This window comes from Nitrobacter sp. JJSN, assembly GCF_051912485.1.
In the GTDB taxonomy this organism is placed as follows: domain Bacteria; phylum Pseudomonadota; class Alphaproteobacteria; order Rhizobiales; family Xanthobacteraceae; genus Nitrobacter.
Window position 1 is genome coordinate 1,259,814 of record NZ_CP196822.1, and the last position, 16,923, is coordinate 1,276,736.

Consider the following 16,923-nt stretch of genomic DNA (forward strand, 5'->3'; position numbering starts at 1 on the left):
GGTCCACAACCACCACTCGCGGAGTTCCCGGCGGAGCAACCAAAAACGCGGTTAGGTTACTGGAAAACCTGCAAAATCGGCAATTCCGCCATGTCGTTTATGACTGGCCAAAAGCGTCGCCCGCGTGCTATACTGGCTGAAAATCCTGGTCGGCAGTACCGCGGAGTGTGCGCGGATAGATGAGTGTTGGCGTTGTGTGATGGAGATGGCGTTGAGGCATAAATTTCTCGTTGGCGAAACAGTCTATTTCACCGCGAGCAACGTGGCACGGCCTGCCGCGAGCGGCACGTACGAGGTGATCCGGCTGCTTCCCACCGACGGCGATGACTGTCAGTATCGGATCAAGAATTCGGCCGAGGCTTTCGAGCGTGTCGCAAAGGAAAGTCAGCTCGCCGCCGGCTAGAACTTCTAGCCACGATTGAGCCAAGGCTCCCAGAAGGCTTTCCGGACCAAGGCTTCCCCTGAAACCCTCCGAGACGGACCGGCCCGGACTGATTTTGCCGCATTCTCGGGTCATGGATTGGCCGGGGAATCTGCATTCGCATCGGCCGAGTGCGTTGTATGCTGGTCTCACTGTTCGGCATGAGGGACACCGCGCGTGAATTGGGATTGGGCAACATCACTCGATCAATTCGGGCGTTCGCCGACATTCCCGTTGTGGCTGACGCTGGCCGCGGCGGGATTCTTCGCCGTCATCGTGCTCCTGACCCTGATTCGTGCGGACAAGTCGGTTGCGAATGGCGTCTTGACCATCATCACGTTGCTCGCGATCGGAGTTGCGGCGGTCGTCACCATTCGCGGGTTCGGTCCTGACGGCAGTCAGGCGCTCGCGTCGAAAAACCTGGCCGTTCCGGTCAACGGCGCCATGCCGGCGTTGTCCTGCATCGACGGCCTTGCCGGCGACGTGGTCGAAGTCGCCTGCGAGAAGGCGTTGTTCAGTACGCCGGATGCCGCCGCCGCCGCCGTCTCCTACGTCGCTTCGGAAATCAGCCGATTGAGGTCGTTCGGCGACGCCAACAGCGCCAACAGCGTCATGTCGCCGGAATTGCAGGCACTACGGCGGGCGATCGAGCGCGATCGCTATGGTCTGGTCGCCCATGTGCTGGCTGCGCGCGATCACTGCCAGCCATCGGACTGCGCCACCTTTCAATCGCTGACCGATCGCAGTCAGGTCGCTGCGAACATGGAGGAGCGGACCTACGAGAAGCTGGTGATGCGTTATGCGTCATCGTGGAATGAGCCTGCAGCAACGGCGAAGGCCGCGGAGTCCGGCACGCCGATGCTTGCTTCGGAGCCGACAGGCAAGCCGACGACTGCCGAGTTTCCGACGTCTGCGTCCATTCCGCCGGTCAGCATCATGACGCCCGAGCCGTCGGCTGGTACGGCGGCGCCATCGTCACCGGCTCCGCCTTCAGCGACCGCGCAAGCCGCCCCGAAGCCGCGTTCGGCTGCGGCGAAGAAGCCGGCAACACCCAAGGCTGCGCCTAAGGTTCACGCGGCAGAGCCCGTCCGCCTTACACCTGAACCCTCCTCAGCGAGTACGCAGGACTAGCTGACCTGTTCGAAAGCCCTCGCTGACATGCACCTCCATCTCGTCAAACTGGCCGTCGGCTGCGAATCTGTGAAGGAGCTCAGGAGCTGGGTCGCCGAGCGCATGAAGCAGGCAAAGCGAAAGGGTCTGCCGCGTCACCATATCCACATCACCCGGATGACACCGAAGCGCGACGAGGAACTACTCGGAGGCGGCTCGCTCTATTGGGTCATCAAGGGTGAAATCGCCGCCCGGGAGAAGCTGATCGGCATCGAGCCGTTCCGCGACGGTGACGGCATCGGCCGATGCCGCCTAGTCATGCAACCGAAGGTGGTTACTGTCAGGCCGCGTCCGATGCGTCCGTTTCAGGGGTGGCGCTATCTGTCTGCCGCTGATGCGCCGCCCGACCTCGGCAGCAATGCGGCGAGCGTTGCCGCGATGCCCGAGCCGATGCGGCGCGAGTTGCGCGATCTGGGGTTATTGTAGGGGCAAGCTGCTCTAAACGCCGATATTGTCGATCAGCCGCGTCGTTCCGATTCTTGCCGCGACCAGGAGCCGGGCTGGTCCGTCCTTAATCGAGCGGATCGGAGCTAGCGTTTCAGCGTGACGCGCCTCGAAATAATCCAGCGTGAAACCTGCGTTCCCGATCGTTCTCGTACCATCGGCCATGACGGCTTCGAGATCGTCGCCGCTCCGTAGCCGTTTGACGGCGTCCTTCATGGTACGGTGAAGTATCGGGGCGACGGCGCGCTGCTCGATCGACAGGTAGACGTTGCGTGATGACATCGCGAGCCCGTCGCGTTCGCGCACGATCGGAACCCCGATGATCTTCACACCAAGATCGAGATCGGCGGCCATCCGGGTCACGACCTTGAGCTGCTGATAGTCCTTCTGGCCGAACAGGGCGATATCCGGCCGGCACTGGGCTAACAGCTTGCCGACGACGGTCGCGACGCCGCCGAAAAAATGCGGGCGGAAACGATCTTCAAGACCTGCCATCGCGGGTCCTTCAATCAATATCCGGGTCGCGAAGTCCGGCGGGTACATCGTACCGGTGTCAGGATTCCAGACCAGATCGACGCGCGCTTCCGCGAGTTTGGCCATATCGGCCTTCCAGGTCCGTGGGTACGATCCGAAATCTTCGTGCGGCGCGAACTGGGTCGGATTGACGAAAATCGAGACAACAACCTTTGACGCACGTCGTTTTGCCTGATGCACCAGCGCCAGATGCCCGTCGTGAAGCGCACCCATGGTCGGCACCAAAGCAACGGTTGCCCGGCGCGCCCGCAAACCGTCGAGGGCGCGGCGTAGGGAGGGAAGGGTGCGGGCAACAGCGGGGGCGCGTGGCATTGCGGCTCAGTACGACTTTTCACCTTATACGTCATGCCACTATGACAGATATCTCCACAAGGACCGAAAGAGTTCCCGTAATTGAGCTGGGTCGATACCACTTGGGGTACAGGCAAGACGCGGCATTGAGTTGGTCGAACAGCTGGCTCTCTGACGCAGGTGTATTGAATCATCTGTGGTTTGCGCCACATTGTGTTTTTAAATCCCTTGCGAGTCTCTATGTCCCGCGATCCGGTGCCGCCGAAATATCCCGCTGACCTGTCCGCCTTTCGGAGCACGCAGTCTGGCGAAAATGCTCCGCTGCCTGACATAAAGCCGTCGACCGCGTCCGATATCGCGGCGTTCGTCGCCAGGGCGCGGGCCATGTCGCCCTTTGCCGCGGGCAGTCGCGGCAGGCTGTTGTTCGCACTCGACGCCACCATGAGCCGGCAGCCGACATGGGACATGGCCTGTGCCCTCCAGGCCGACATGTTTCGCGAAGCCGCCGGCATCGGCAGCCTCGATATTCGGCTTATCTACTATCGCGGGATCGATGAGTGCCGGTCCAGCAGCTGGATATCCGACAGCGCCAAGCTGGCAAGGTTGATGGGTGCCATCGATTGCCGTAGCGGCGAAACTCAAATAGGCAAAATTCTTTCGCACGCGCGCAGCGAAGCGGTCGCGTCGGGTATCAAGGCCGTCGTGTTCGTCGGTGATGCGATGGAAGAATCGGGCGACGATCTCTGCGCGAGGGCCGGCGAGTTGGGGTTGCTGAAGATCCCTGTGTTCATGTTCCAGGAAGGACATGATGCGATTGCCGAGCAGGTATTTCGCGATATCGCGCGGCTGACGGGTGGCGCCTGGTGCCGGTTCGATCCCGGTGCCGCCGCCCAGTTGCGTGAATTGCTCCGGGCGGCCGCGGCTTATGCTGCAGGTGGCCGGGAAGCGTTGCAGCGGCTGTCGACGACCAGCGCGACCCAGCTTTTGGGACAGATGAAATAGCGCCGTGATGCGCTTGTCATTGATGCCGCCATAACCGCTGCCAACAATCGCTTTCGCCGGTTGCCCGGGCATACTATCTATCCGCTATGCCGACTCTGATCTTGGGCCTTGTCGCCTTCGTTTTTTTGTATGTGCTGCTTCAACTGCTCCGGGCGGCAAATCCGGCCGTGTTGGCGCGAGCCATCAGGCTCGCAGGCGGCATCATAGCGCTCGCGGTGGCTGTCTTTGTCGGCATCAAGGGCGAACTGGTGATTGCGCTGCCGCTCGGCATTTTCGGCGCCGGACTTTTGGGCTGGACCCAGTCCAGCGCATCGTTCTTTGGCAGGCTTTTCAACTCGCGGACACAGCCTCCGACGGGACAAACGTCCCAGGTGCGCTCGCAGTTTCTCGACATGATCCTGGATCACGACAGCGGTCGTCTCGGCGGATGGATTGTTGCCGGGCCAGACGCGGGTCGCTCGCTTGACGATTTCGATCTGCCGCAGCTCGTCGCAATGATGACGGGCTTCGATGCAGAGAGCTGCGCGTTACTTGAAAGTTATCTGGACCGCAGGTTTCCCGCCTGGCGTCATAACGCGCAAGGCGATCCGGCAGGGGGGCGTAGCCGCGCGCCTTCGGGCGGCAAAATGACGGACGAGGAGGCCTACCAGATCCTTGGCTTGCAGCCGGGGGCGGGCGGGGACGAGATCCGGCGCGCGCATCGAGGCCTCATGAAGAAACTGCATCCCGACCAGGGGGGGTCGACGTACCTGGCGGCCCGTGTAAACGAGGCCAAGGATACTTTGCTTCGCACTCATCGCAGCTAACTCCAACGCCACCAAACGCTACACTGCGAGTTGCTTCTGTCGGTCTCTGCTCGACGTCCTCGTTTCCCCCGCCGTTGTCCGGCGTGGTTGATCGTTGTTTCAACTGTATCCGCCAATTCTTGACGAGTGGTTTGCATGACGTCGGCTTGGTGCGTTTTCGAATGAAGCGCCGCCGCCGGCTTGTCCTGTGATCGATACGGTTCGCGTGTAGAGAAGGCGTGCAGACGTCATCACGCTCGCAGGATTTTGGCGTCCTAAAACGAAATGGCCCGGTTAGAGCATTTTCTGGCTAAGTGGAAACCGGTTGGCCGTAAGAAAATGCTCTCAACCAATAATTTGCGCGTATTCTGATCGCAAAACCGGTATCCACTTTTGCGGAATCCGCGCTAGGCCCGGCCATTTGAAAGGGTACGGGCCGCGCGATCAGTTTTTGATCGTGATGCAGGACATATCCGAACGCTTCAGGGTACGGCACACAGCTTCGGCTTCATCGCGGTCGAGGCCGGCGAAGCGGGCCCGGTACAGCTTTTTGCTGCCCTTGGCGACGAACTCGGTGAAAGGATCCGCCTTACCCAGCATGCCGCGGGCGCGGCTTCGCGCCGCATCGAGACGCTCGCGCGCCTCGCTCTCGGTCTCCAGCGCGCCGACCTGAATGATCCAGCCCGAATGCGACGCCACCGGCTTCACCGCGCCGTTATGCTGAACAGCCTGCGGTTGAGCGCTGGGCGCGGAATCCGCATTTGCCATTGCCTGCGATGTCGAGGAGGGGAGGCTTGATGCCGGCAGTACGCCCAGGATGCCTTGCCCGGTGCCGAAGTTGGCAGGCTGCGTCGGCATATTGGCTCGCGCCATGACAGAACCCGATGTTTCCGGTGCCATGTCCCGGACAGCTGCTGCGGCGCCGTCGACCGGCGGCACCGATGCCGTCGGCGCGGCCGAGGCTAACCTGACCGATCCCGCCTTGACCTGTACCGTCTTTACCCGCACCGGCTTCATCGGTTCGGTGGAACCGGGAATGGCGTCGATCGGCTGGGTCGCGATGACGCCGCTCGTCAAGGGAGCGGGCTCGGGCTTGGCCCGTTTCGGCGGCAGAGCTGCGGTCGAGGCCGCTATCAGCGAGCGGGCCAGATGAGTGGGACGGTCAGGCGGCAGCGCGACCGGTTCGGGCGCTGCGGATGCGGTTTGAACGGCGCCGTCGACCTGCACCGTGTCCTTTGGCCGTGATCGCGCCTGATCTTCGGCCACCATCGCATTGGCCTCGGCCAGGTTGCTCTCGGTGATGGCGGCGACGGTCCGCCGCGTCGCGGCCTTGTCGAGATTTTCGGCCAGTAGATTGCGCATGGTCGCATCGCGCGAACCGCTGCTGCGACCTCCCAGGACGACGCCGACTAGATGGCGATTGCCGCGCTTCAGATTGGTGACGAGGTTGAAACCGGACGCCCGGATATATCCGGTCTTGATGCCGTCAACGCCGTCGACGCTGCCGAGCAGATGGTTGTGGCCGCGAATGGTGCGGCCACGGAATGTAAATGAGGTTGTCGCGAAGTAGCGATAGTAGCGGGGAAACCGATCCTGCAATGCACGGCCGAGCGTTGCCTGGTCCCGTGCGGTGGTAACCTGATCGTCGTTAGGAAGACCTGAGGCGTTGCGATAGACCGTCCGGGTCATGCCGAGAGCGCGCGCCTTCCGCGTCATCATTCTGGCGAAGTCATCCTCGTCGCCGCCGATCGCCTCGGCGATCACGACCGCCGCATCGTTCGCGGATTTCGTCACCAGCCCCTTGATGGCGTCTTCGGCGCGGATGGTCTGACCCGGCCGCAAACCGAGCTTTGTCGGATCCTGTTCAGCAGCGTGCTCCGAGACCCGCATCTCGCTGTCGAGGTTCATCTTGCCCGCATCCAGACGCTCGAACAACAGATAGAGCGTCATCATCTTGGTCAGCGATGCCGGATGACGAAGACTGTCGGGGTTTGTGGACGAGAGTGTCTCGCCGGAATTGGCGTCGACGATGATCGAGGCGAAACGTGGATTGTAGCTTTGCCGCGCCTCGTGGTGACCGTGATGGCGATGGTGGTGACGGGCACGGCGCGCGTCGGCGTGATCGGTCGTGAAAACGGCGGCGGCGATCACTGCCAGTCCGAATGCGCCAGCTCGCATCACGCGCGAGGAAGCCAAGGTTGTGCGAAGCATGAACGTCCCCGTCCCCATTTTTCGACTTTAGTCACTGGTTCGTGAGGCAAAATTGTGCCCGACGGTCTCATCTGAACGTTCAGCGCGAACCGGTCTCAAGGCGAGGGTGGCAGGTCAGGTTGCCGTTCTGGCTAAGAGGCTGGTTTCACAGCGTTTTTTATCGTCCGCCGGAACGCTCTAGATACGGGAATCAGCGTAGGGGGCCGGAGTTTCCAAAAGGTTAAGCAACTCTTGATGGCAGCTGTTGGATTTGCGTCGAATGAGCATTTGTGCATCGCACAAAAATGTTGCATTTTATTGTGCAATGCACTATATCTCTATTGAAGAAGCCGGATGCTCCGGCTCGTCATACCAACGGAGAGAAATTCATCATGCTGAAGATCGAAGAAGTCCAGCAGCACGGAAAAGAGCAATTCGATGCTGCGGTCGCGGCGGCGGGCAGCTTCCAGAAGGGCGTTCAGGCGATCGCCGTGGCCTTTGGCGACTACACGCGGAAGTCGTTTGAAGACGGCAATGCATTCACCGAGAATCTCGTCGGCGTGAAATCGCTCGACAAGGCCATCGAGGTGCAGACCGAATACGCCAAGAGGACCTACGAGACGTTCGTTGCGGAGTCGCAGAAGATCAGCGAACTCTACGCCGATCTCGCCAAGCAGACTTACAAGCCGTTCGAGGATTTCGCCGCGAAGTTCGTTCCGGCCGCTCGCTGATATCGCAAAAGCGTCCTCAAATGAAAAAGCCCGGCCATCATCGGCCGGGCCTTTTTTGGATCGTCGCGTACGCGTTACTTCGCGATGCGGAGCTGCGAGATTTGCGTGAGAATATTCTGGAACGCATCCGCGGTCTGGGTAGCCGACGTGATCATTTGGAAATTACCGTTGCTGGCGCAGTCCTGCAGCACTTGCGACGTCGGATCCATGCTGCCGATGTTGACCTGGATTGTGAAGACGGTAGCACCGCTGTCCTTGACTTTCTGACACAGCAATTCCTGCCGCGCATCGATGCTCGACGCATTCGTATACCAGCGATTCTGCGTGTTCAGACCGTCGGACAGGAGAACGATGTAGTCCTGATAGATGTGGGTCGAGTCTTTCGCGGGAGCGATGATCGGGCCGTTGGTCGTGTTGAGCGATTGCCAGCCCCAGGCAAGGCCAACCGCCTGGTCGGTATTGCCATTCGGAGTCATGGAGTTGATCTGGGCTTTAAGGGTACTCCACTGATTGCTCATGGCAGTAATTGTCGCAGGCGGGCAGTAGGTCGACTGCTCCGCATAATACCGCGTCGACGTTGTCCCATCGCCCATCATGGTACCGTCATTCGTCACATAAGCAGTATTGGTGGTGTCGTAGTTCTGGTCTCGATCGGTAATGCAGCCGTTCCAGGTGCTGATGGGGTTAGTGGACGACTGCTGCCAGTCGTTCTGAACCTGAAGTGTCGGATCCGAATACGTTGTTGGTGTCCATTTTCGGTTTTTAAAACCGACATAGGCGCTAACCCGCGGTTGACTCAGATTATGGGTGTGATCATTTGGACCGGGCTGCGTCCAGTTATGAACGTAAGTCTTGCCGGAGCACGACTTCGTGCTGCCGCTGCCGCTGCAGGTACAGCCGGAGACAGAAGAGCCAGAGGACGTCGTTGGGCAACTGCAGGACGATGACCCCGAGCAGAATGTTTCTACGATGCCGGTTGCTACGCTTTCCCAGCAACCGTTGTAATACGCACGAGAGTTGTTATCGATACTTGGGCAAATGTAGCCCTTATAAGTACCGCTCGACGGAATCGTCGAGATGTTTGAGGCTCCGTTACTAGGACCGCTGGTGCAGGTGAATCCGCTACTGCTGTTTGTGAATGGACATTTCACTCCCGGTCCCACCGCGTGCCAGTTCATAGGAAGCTTTGGTGGCTGGGAGCTTTTGTTGTTCGGCTGCTGCGCAGTCGGCGGATTTAGCCAATCGGCCCAGTTGATCCAGTTTGCGTTGTAGTTGGAAGAGCCGACATTGACGTCCTTTGAGAACGGAATAATCGAAATATAGACGTCGCCACTAGTTTTGCTGAAAGCGGACAATGAATCGATCATGTTTTTCGCCGCGCTTTGGAGCGCCGCCATCTTGCCGTTGTCCGCCATCGAGCCGGTGTTATCCAACACCATTGCGACGCGCATGCGCGAATTACCCCACGTCGACGTGGAACTGGTACCAAATGTGAGCTGCGGAAAACCGGCGACCTTCATGAAGTCGGTTTTGATGGTGCCGTGTCCGGAGGCGAGAATTGTCGCCGCCGCGGATGAGGTGCTCGGCGTGTAGGTAGCATCCAACGTCACACCAAGCGCGTTGGTATCATGATAAAGGGATGAAAAATATCGCTGCAAGGCGTCTTTGATCTGCTGCGACGACATGGCCGGATTAGCTGCGGCGTCCTTTGAGACCATCAGCACCGCCGAATCTATTGCCGCCTGCATCGATGAGCGCGCCGCGTTGGCCCGTGTATAGTCCACGGCGGCCCCGACGAAGCCAAGCACCGGCAAGAGAGCAATCGCAAAAATTGGTGCGATATTACCTCGTAGATCTCTACCAAAATGGGTAGCCGAACTGCGAATCCGTTTGGGAATTGACGTACCAGACATGGCTGTCACCGATCCGTTGGTTTCAACCGGCATTTCGAGCCGGAGGACTAAACGGGTGGTAAAGTTGTCCCGAGAAAGCAGGTAAATAGCCGCATAAATTGCGAGGATGAGCCGAAAGATCGCGGCTGTCGTCAACGGAGCTTAAAGCGCCATATGGGTTATTCTCGCAGACCGGGAGGGCCTGGTTAACCATCGGCTCGAGGGCTGGACGCAGCGGATGTTGTTTCGCTAGCGATCTACGATCTTGCGGTCAGTCGAATACGGACCCATACTCAAGTCATCCGGACCAGCCGACGGTCGACCGGGACATAGGCGGCCGCCGTGAAAATTTGCCTGGATTGATACGACCGCCTGGCGAATTTTGCCTGGCCGGTATCGTTCATCCTGCGGGGATATCGAACGCTTGAGCCATGTTGAAGCTGCCTGCCATTCAGACATCTGGAACGTCCGTGCTGCTTGTGGCGGACATCTGTTCATTGGCTGCGCCGAGAATGAGTGACGACGAAGGGCGCGCCGATGGTCGGGGCGATCCGGCCGCTTCGGTCATCACCAAAGTCAAACCGAAGACCAAACGTCCCCATCTCTACCGCGTGCTGATATTGAATGACGATTACACTCCCATGGAGTTCGTCGTTCACGTCCTCGAGAAGTTCTTTCAGAAGGATGTGGAGGCCGCCACCCAGATCATGCTGCACGTCCACCATCACGGTATAGGCGAATGCGGCGTGTTCACCTATGAGATCGCCGAGACCAAGGTGACGCAGGTGATGGATTTTGCGCGCAAGCACCAGCATCCGCTGCAATGCGTGATGGAAAAAAAGTAGCTGCATCGGTTCGGCGAAATCGAAACGGCTTTGTGGGGTTACCGGATTTTAGTCGGCGCAAATCCGTGTGTGGTTCTTCCGGGCCGCTGCGAGAGATTCGGAACAAGCGCGCCGCAATTTCTGCGCTGAACCGGCTCTTCCCCCGGGGTAGTGCATTACTATATTATTGACGAAGGTTGTTGTTGCCTGATGGGGCGATGGCGATCATGATGGCCAAGAGACCCTAGAGGACGCGGAATGCCAACTTTTTCTCAAAGCCTGGAACAATCCCTGCATCGGGCGCTCGCAATCGCGAATGAGCGGCATCATCAATATGCCACGCTCGAGCACCTTTTACTGTCGCTGGTCGACGATTCCGACGCCGCAGCTGTTATGCGAGCTTGCAGCGTCGACCTCGACAAGCTGCGTGGCAGCCTGGTGAACTATCTCGAAACCGAATTCGAGAATCTGGTGGCGGACGCTGCTGACGACGCCAAGCCGACGGCTGGTTTCCAGCGCGTGATCCAGCGGGCGGTAATTCACGTGCAGTCGTCCGGCCGCGAGGAGGTAACAGGCGCCAACGTGCTGATTGCGATCTTCGCGGAGCGCGAAAGCCATGCCGCCTATTTCCTGCAGGAGCAGGATATGACGCGCTACGACGCGGTGAATTATATAAGCCATGGCATTGCCAAACGTCCGGGCGTCTCCGAAGCGCGTCCGGTGCGCGGCGTTGATGAAGAGACTGAATCGAAGAGCGGCGACGACGCCAAGAAGAAGGGCGACGCGCTCGAGACCTATTGTGTCAACCTGAACAAGAAGGCGCGTGACGGCAAGATCGACCCGGTGATCGGGCGAAACGCCGAGATCAACAGGGCGATCCAGGTGCTGTGTCGCCGGCAGAAGAACAATCCGCTGTTTGTCGGCGATGCCGGCGTCGGCAAGACCGCGATCGCGGAAGGCCTGGCGAAGCGCATCGTGGACAGCGAAGTCCCCGAGGTGCTGGCGACCTCAACCGTATTCTCGCTCGACATGGGGACACTGCTGGCCGGCACTCGCTATCGCGGCGATTTCGAAGAGCGGTTGAAGCAGGTACTCAAGGAACTCGAAGCTCACCCGAGCGCGGTTCTGTTCATCGATGAGATCCACACGGTGATCGGCGCCGGCGCCACCTCCGGCGGCGCGATGGACGCGTCCAATCTGCTCAAGCCGGCGCTGGCGTCGGGAACGATCCGCTGCATGGGTTCGACCACCTACAAGGAATATCGGCAGCACTTCGAGAAGGATCGCGCGCTAGTGCGCCGGTTCCAGAAGATCGACGTCAATGAACCGTCGGTCGAGGATGCCATCGCTATCCTGAAGGGGCTGAAGCCGTATTTCGAGGACTACCACAAGCTGAAATACACCAACGATGCGATCGAAGCGGCGGTGCAGTTGTCGTCGCGTTATATTCACGACCGCAAGTTGCCCGACAAGGCGATCGACGTGATCGATGAGTCCGGTGCGGCGCAGATGCTGGTGGCCGAGAACAAGCGCAAGAAGACCATCGGCATCAAGGAAATCGAGACCACGATCGCGGTCATGGCTCGGATACCGCCCAAGAGCATGTCCAAGGACGATGCCGAGGTCCTCAAGCATCTCGAGCAGACGCTCAAGCGCGTGGTGTTCGGGCAAGATCGCGCTATCGAAGCCCTGACGGCGTCGATCAAGCTCGCGCGCGCCGGCTTGCGCGAGCCGGAAAAGCCGATCGGTTCCTACCTGTTCTCCGGTCCCACCGGCGTTGGCAAGACCGAGGTCGCGAAACAGCTTGCGGAAGCGATGGGCGTCGAACTGCTGCGCTTCGATATGTCGGAATACATGGAGCGGCATACTGTTTCGCGGCTGATCGGCGCGCCTCCCGGCTACGTCGGTTTTGATCAGGGCGGCCTGCTGACCGATGGCGTCGATCAGCATCCTCATTCTGTGGTGCTGCTCGACGAAATCGAGAAGGCGCACCCCGACGTCTACAATGTTCTGTTGCAGATCATGGATCACGGCCGGCTCACCGATCATCACGGCAAGCAGGTCAATTTCCGTAACGTGATCCTGATCATGACCACCAACGCAGGCGCCTCCGACATGGCCAAGGCTGCGTTCGGCTTCACCCGCAACAAGCGGGAAGGGGACGATCGCGAAGCCATCAACCGTCAGTTCTCGCCCGAGTTCCGCAACCGGCTTGATGCCACCGTCTCGTTCGGCCATCTCAGCACCGAAGTGATTGGCATGGTGGTCGAGAAGTTCGTGCTTCAGCTGGAAGCCCAGCTTGCTGATCGTTTTGTGACGATCGATCTGTCCGAGCCCGCCAAGGCTTGGCTGATCCAGCACGGGTATGACGAGCAGATGGGCGCTCGGCCGATGGCGCGGGTGATCCAGGAGCACATCAAGAAGCCGCTGGCGGATGAAGTGCTGTTCGGCAAGCTCAAGGGCGGCGGCCATGTCCGCGTCGTTGTGGTCAAGGACGAAGCGGTCGCAGGCGTCGATCTCGAGAAGATCGGTTTCGAGTTCCTCGAGGGGCCGGTCACGCCCAAGCCTGAGAATCTTCCGGGTGGGGCCCGCAAGCGCAAGCCGAAGCCCGGTGGCGGTATCTCCAAAGAACCGCTCAAGGTCTGAGGGTAACCGCAAAAAATCAAACGGCCGGCACTATAAGTGCCGGCCGTTTTGCTTTTGGACAGGGGGGCCGCTGAAGCGTTTTCGAACCAAGCCCTCAGGCTTGGTTCGCGTGAAGAAAACGCGTCAAATCTGGATCATTGAGTCCTGCTGCTGATTCCTGCAGAAGCGAAAAGACTCAAGCGTCCTTCTCTTCGGCGTTCTGTTCGCTCTCGGCGTCGGTGACGTCGTCGTGCTGCGCTTCCGGATCGAAGAATTCGCCGGCGGCGGCGATCGCTTCCGCTGCGGCGTCGCGATCCTCCCGTCGGGTGCTGATTTCCTCGCCACGCTTGATACGCTCGGCTTCGTCGGCGCTGCGAGCGACGGTCACCATGATATGGGCTTCCACCTCGGGATGGACTGCGACCGTCAGCTTCTGCCGGCCGATCGTCTTGATCGGCGTATCAAGCCAGACCTGCGGGCGGCTGACGATGATGCCGTCTGCGGCCAGCGAGGTAACGATGTCGCGCACCGTGACCGAGCCAAACAGCTGACCGGTCTCCGACGCCTGGCGGATAATGACGATGTCGCGGCCGTCGATCTTCTCGGCGACTTTGGCGGCTTCGCCCTTGGCCTGGATATTGTTGGCCTCGAGCTCGGCCTTCATGCCGTCATATCTGGCTCGGTTGTCGGCGGTCGCGCGCAGGGCCTTGCCGCGTTTGAGAAGGAAGTTGCGGGCGAATCCGTCCTTGACCTTCACGACATCGCCCATCTGGCCAAGCTTGGCCACGCGTTCCAGCAGAATGACTTCCATGTTCGATCCCCTTGTTCGGAGTTGAGCGGGTTTATGTTGAATTCACGATTTAGGCGTGAGCGGTGGAGGCATGTGCCGCTGCAGGTAGCGTTGGCGAAATCCGAAGATCGCGTCGGCGATGCCGATGCCGACCATGGCAATGACCGGCCAGATGAACATGAGCACGACGGCGTAGACGGAAGCGATCCACAGCCCGCGGTTCCGCAGCGTCAGTGTGATCGTGTGCAACACGGCGAAACCCGCGAGCGCATACGCCATCATCAGACACGCGGTGACGATCTTGGCCATGATTGCTGGAAGTCCGCCGGTGAAGCACAGCGCCAGTGCCACGGCCGTCGCAACTAGCGCCATTGGCGGGAGCGTTGTTGTCTTCATGTCGGGCCAGGGGCGTCGCAGCCGACCCGAGGTGGCGGTGACCTTGGCCGCGAGCCACACATTGAGCGTCAGCGTCGTCATTGCGATCGTCGCGGCGGCGGCGGGAGCGATGGCCACAAACGCATCGACGACCTCGGAGGCCTGGTCCCGTGATGCCGCGTCATCCTGCACATTGACGATACGCAGCAACCCGTGGCGCAGCGTATCCGTAATGGTCGATGCATCGGAGCCGAGCGTCAGCAGTGCGGCGGTTGTGGTCAGGGCGGCGAAGCATGCGATCCACATCAGAATGCGTCCGAGTGGATACCAGTCGACCGGCGGCGGTCCGGCCGGCGCCACGCCGGTCCCTTGCGGCGGCGCATCCGCCGTGACAGGGCGACCGAGCAAAACCAGGTGCCCGAGCCACCACGCCGGGAGTGCGACTGTCAACACGAAGGCGGCGGAATAGGGCGGGCCGAACATGGCGCCGAGAACGGCGCCGGCCAAGGCGCCGCCGATTGCCGCGCAGGTCGGTCCCCATCCCATTGCCGCGACCATCAGAGGCAGCGGGGCCAGATAGAACAGCAGCAACGAGACGAGCGCTCCCGAAATGATCGAGGCGAACATCAGCGCCGACGCACAGCCGGCTGCAACTGCGATGAGGAGGTTCATAATCATCAGCTGTCCCGCTCCCCTCGAGCGGTTAGAGGTTTCTTTTGAACCCCAACCATCGGCGACCGGAGGATGGTCCGGAAGCCTTATGAAAAATGAGTGGCGGCGGCGTAAATGCCGCCACTCGCCGAATTAGCGGATGACGTAAGGAAGCAAGCCGAGGAACCGTGCGCGCTTGACGGCCTGCGCGAGTTCGCGCTGCTTCTTGGCGGATACCGCGGTGATGCGGCTCGGCACAATCTTGCCGCGCTCCGAGACGTAACGCATCAGCAGCTTGGAATCCTTGTAGTCGATTTTCGGCGCATTCGAGCCCGTGAACGGGCAGGTCTTGCGGCGGCGGAAAAACGGACGGCGGGCACCAGCATCAGCCATGATTCTTACTCCTCAACCACTGCGGTGGCTTCGTCGCGCGGCCGGCGCGGACCGCGCTCGCCGCGGAAGCCGCCTTCGCGGTCACCACGGAAACCGCCGCCGCGATCGTCGCGGTCACGGTCGCGATCGGCTTTGCGCATCATCGCGGACGGGCCTTCCTCATGTTCGTCGACGCGAACGGTGAGATAGCGGATGACGTCTTCGTGGATGCGTTCCTGGCGCTCGATCTCGTTGACCACCGCGGAGGGGCCCTCGATGTTGAGCAGCACGAAATGCGCCTTGCGGTTTTTCTTCATGCGATAGGTGAGTGAACGTACACCCCAGTTCTCGGTCTTGGTGACCTTGCCGCCCAATCCGGTGATCACACCAGTGATCTGGTTGGTCAATTCCTCGACCTGCTGGGAACTCGCATCCTGGCGCGCGAGAAAAACATGCTCATAGAGAGGCATGGATGTCCTTTCCTGACGTTGGCGCGGACCTCGGCGGCAAGCCCTTCGAGGCCTTCGGAAAGGACTCGGGATAAGCTCAGAAGGCGGAAGCACGGGACGACGGACCAACGGGCCCTGCCGCATCAATATCGCCTGAGTAAGGTGAAATTGCTGAGACCGTCCGTTCAGCTCCCGGCCGGGATCCACGGATGACGCGGGTTATACGGATTTTCGGGTCGGTTGCAAGGGAAAGCGCCGGGTTTCGCGCTTCCGGGCCTGTCCAAACAGTCAAAGCAAGCCACTAGGCGGGGGACCCTAGGGGGCGCAGCCGGGGCACAGGTCGCTCACGTGCAGCCGTCTTGACATCATCCGGCGCGCGGTGTCTCTCCGCCCGGGGTTTTTAGGGGCGGACGCATGACTGCGGCATTTACCTTTCCAGGGCAGGGTTCCCAGACCGTCGGTATGGGCAAGGCGCTGGCAGAGGCTTTTCCGGCCGCGAAAGCCGTTTTCGACGAGGTGGATACCGCTCTCGGCGAAAAACTTACCGCCGTCATCTGGGATGGCCCCGCTGAAACCCTGCAACTGACCGAGAACGCCCAGCCGGCATTGATGGCTGTCTCCATCGCCACGCTCCGCGTGCTCGAGATCGAGGCCGGATTTTCCGTGGCCCGCGATGCCGCCTTCGTGGCCGGACATTCGCTCGGGGAATACTCCGCGCTGGCGGCCGCGGGAAGCCTGAGCATCGCCGATACGGCGCGGCTGCTGCGGACGCGCGGCCTTGCCATGCAGAAGGCGGTTCCGGTCGGTGTTGGCGCGATGGCCGCGCTGCTGGGTCTCGATTACGAGGCCGCCGTGGCGGTTGCTGACGAAGCCGCGCAGGGGCAAGTCTGCCAGGCCGCGAACGACAACGGCGGCGGGCAGGTTGTCGTGTCGGGCGACAAGGCGGCGGTCGATCGTGCGGTCGAGATTGCAAAGACCAAGGGCGCCAGGCGCGCGATGCTGCTGCCGGTATCGGCGCCGTTTCATTGCAAGCTGATGCAACCCGCGGCGGATGCCATGGCGAGGGCGTTGGCTGACGTGACGATCAACACGCCGGCCGCGCCGGTCGTATCGAATGTGCTGGCCGCGCCGATCACTGATCCGGACGAGATCCGCCGTCGCCTGATCGAGCAGGTCACAGGGACCGTGCGCTGGCGCGAGTCGGTGGCCTATATGGCGGGACATGGCGTGACGCGCTTTTTCGAAATTGGAGCCGGCAAGGTTTTGAGCGGGCTCGTCAAACGCATTGCTGATGGCGCTGTTGGCGTCGCCGTCGGCGGACCGAACGATATCGAGCCGGCCAGGGAAGCGCTGGCTGCCGCACGGTCGGCGTAAGCG

At 60.7% G+C, this 16,923-nt stretch carries 16 protein-coding genes; 9 read left to right on the forward strand and 7 right to left on the reverse strand.

Annotation, left to right across the window (positions count from 1 at the left end; genetic code table 11):
* The first annotated feature begins 199 nt into the window (after positions 1 to 199).
* The 3 genes from ACSZOQ_RS06250 (at position 200) to ACSZOQ_RS06260 (ending at position 2,017) form a co-directional block, all read left to right on the forward strand.
* Positions 200 to 403, forward strand: a complete 204-nt coding sequence (locus tag ACSZOQ_RS06250; protein ID WP_439925128.1) for a hypothetical protein — start codon at positions 200 to 202, stop codon at positions 401 to 403.
* Between the two features lie 195 nt (positions 404 to 598).
* A complete protein-coding gene (locus tag ACSZOQ_RS06255; RefSeq protein WP_439925129.1) occupies positions 599 to 1,552 on the forward strand; it encodes a hypothetical protein in 954 nt (317 codons plus the stop codon).
* 27 nt (positions 1,553 to 1,579) lie between these two features.
* Entirely contained in the window at positions 1,580 to 2,017 is a 438-nt protein-coding gene (locus tag ACSZOQ_RS06260; RefSeq protein WP_439925130.1) for a DUF1489 family protein, read from the forward strand.
* A gap of 12 nt (positions 2,018 to 2,029) precedes the next feature.
* On the opposite strand, the gene panC is transcribed toward ACSZOQ_RS06260, so the two are convergent.
* Positions 2,030 to 2,881, reverse strand: coding sequence for a pantoate--beta-alanine ligase (panC, locus tag ACSZOQ_RS06265; protein WP_439925131.1), 852 nt, complete (start codon positions 2,879 to 2,881; stop codon positions 2,030 to 2,032).
* 219 nt (positions 2,882 to 3,100) lie between these two features.
* On the opposite strand from panC, the gene ACSZOQ_RS06270 reads away from it, so the two are divergent.
* Positions 3,101 to 3,862 carry a VWA domain-containing protein gene (locus ACSZOQ_RS06270; RefSeq protein ID WP_439925132.1) on the forward strand — a complete coding sequence of 254 codons (762 nt, stop codon included), beginning with the start codon at positions 3,101 to 3,103 and terminating at the stop codon, positions 3,860 to 3,862.
* Between the two features lie 86 nt (positions 3,863 to 3,948).
* Positions 3,949 to 4,668: a DnaJ domain-containing protein gene (locus tag ACSZOQ_RS06275; RefSeq protein ID WP_439925133.1), complete on the forward strand. Its 720-nt coding sequence runs from the start codon at positions 3,949 to 3,951 to the stop codon at positions 4,666 to 4,668.
* A 423-nt stretch (positions 4,669 to 5,091) separates the two neighbouring features.
* Here ACSZOQ_RS06275 and ACSZOQ_RS06280 read toward each other — a convergent pair whose 3' ends face one another.
* Positions 5,092 to 6,858, reverse strand: coding sequence for a serine hydrolase (locus ACSZOQ_RS06280; protein WP_439925134.1), 1,767 nt, complete (start codon positions 6,856 to 6,858; stop codon positions 5,092 to 5,094).
* A 371-nt stretch (positions 6,859 to 7,229) separates the two neighbouring features.
* Between ACSZOQ_RS06280 and ACSZOQ_RS06285 the strand changes: the two genes are divergently transcribed.
* Entirely contained in the window at positions 7,230 to 7,568 is a 339-nt protein-coding gene (locus tag ACSZOQ_RS06285; protein WP_439925135.1) for a phasin family protein, read from the forward strand.
* A gap of 74 nt (positions 7,569 to 7,642) precedes the next feature.
* Here ACSZOQ_RS06285 and ACSZOQ_RS06290 read toward each other — a convergent pair whose 3' ends face one another.
* Positions 7,643 to 9,616 (reverse strand): pilus assembly protein TadG-related protein, encoded by a 1,974-nt coding sequence (locus ACSZOQ_RS06290; RefSeq protein ID WP_439925136.1) that lies wholly within the window; start codon positions 9,614 to 9,616, stop codon positions 7,643 to 7,645.
* Between the two features lie 356 nt (positions 9,617 to 9,972).
* Here ACSZOQ_RS06290 and clpS point away from each other — a divergent pair, with 356 nt between their 5' ends.
* On the forward strand, positions 9,973 to 10,305 hold the full coding sequence (clpS, locus tag ACSZOQ_RS06295; protein WP_439925137.1) for an ATP-dependent Clp protease adapter ClpS: 333 nt from the start codon (positions 9,973 to 9,975) through the stop codon (positions 10,303 to 10,305).
* A gap of 237 nt (positions 10,306 to 10,542) precedes the next feature.
* Positions 10,543 to 12,930, forward strand: coding sequence for an ATP-dependent Clp protease ATP-binding subunit ClpA (gene clpA, locus ACSZOQ_RS06300; RefSeq protein ID WP_439925138.1), 2,388 nt, complete (start codon positions 10,543 to 10,545; stop codon positions 12,928 to 12,930).
* Positions 12,931 to 13,105: 175 nt separating this feature from the next.
* On the opposite strand, the gene rplI is transcribed toward clpA, so the two are convergent.
* The 4 genes from rplI to rpsF all read right to left on the reverse strand — a co-directional run bounded on the left by rplI (position 13,106) and on the right by rpsF (position 15,567).
* A complete protein-coding gene (rplI, locus tag ACSZOQ_RS06305) occupies positions 13,106 to 13,720 on the reverse strand; it encodes a 50S ribosomal protein L9 (protein WP_439925139.1) in 615 nt (204 codons plus the stop codon).
* A gap of 42 nt (positions 13,721 to 13,762) precedes the next feature.
* On the reverse strand, positions 13,763 to 14,752 hold the full coding sequence (locus ACSZOQ_RS06310; protein WP_439925140.1) for a hypothetical protein: 990 nt from the start codon (positions 14,750 to 14,752) through the stop codon (positions 13,763 to 13,765).
* A 126-nt stretch (positions 14,753 to 14,878) separates the two neighbouring features.
* Positions 14,879 to 15,118: a 30S ribosomal protein S18 gene (gene rpsR, locus ACSZOQ_RS06315; protein WP_439925141.1), complete on the reverse strand. Its 240-nt coding sequence runs from the start codon at positions 15,116 to 15,118 to the stop codon at positions 14,879 to 14,881.
* Positions 15,119 to 15,123: 5 nt separating this feature from the next.
* Complete coding sequence (gene rpsF, locus ACSZOQ_RS06320) at positions 15,124 to 15,567, reverse strand: 30S ribosomal protein S6 (protein WP_439925142.1); 444 nt, start codon at positions 15,565 to 15,567, stop codon at positions 15,124 to 15,126.
* A 393-nt stretch (positions 15,568 to 15,960) separates the two neighbouring features.
* Here rpsF and fabD point away from each other — a divergent pair, with 393 nt between their 5' ends.
* A complete protein-coding gene (gene fabD / locus ACSZOQ_RS06325) occupies positions 15,961 to 16,920 on the forward strand; it encodes an ACP S-malonyltransferase (protein ID WP_439925143.1) in 960 nt (319 codons plus the stop codon).
* Positions 16,921 to 16,923 lie beyond the last annotated feature (3 nt).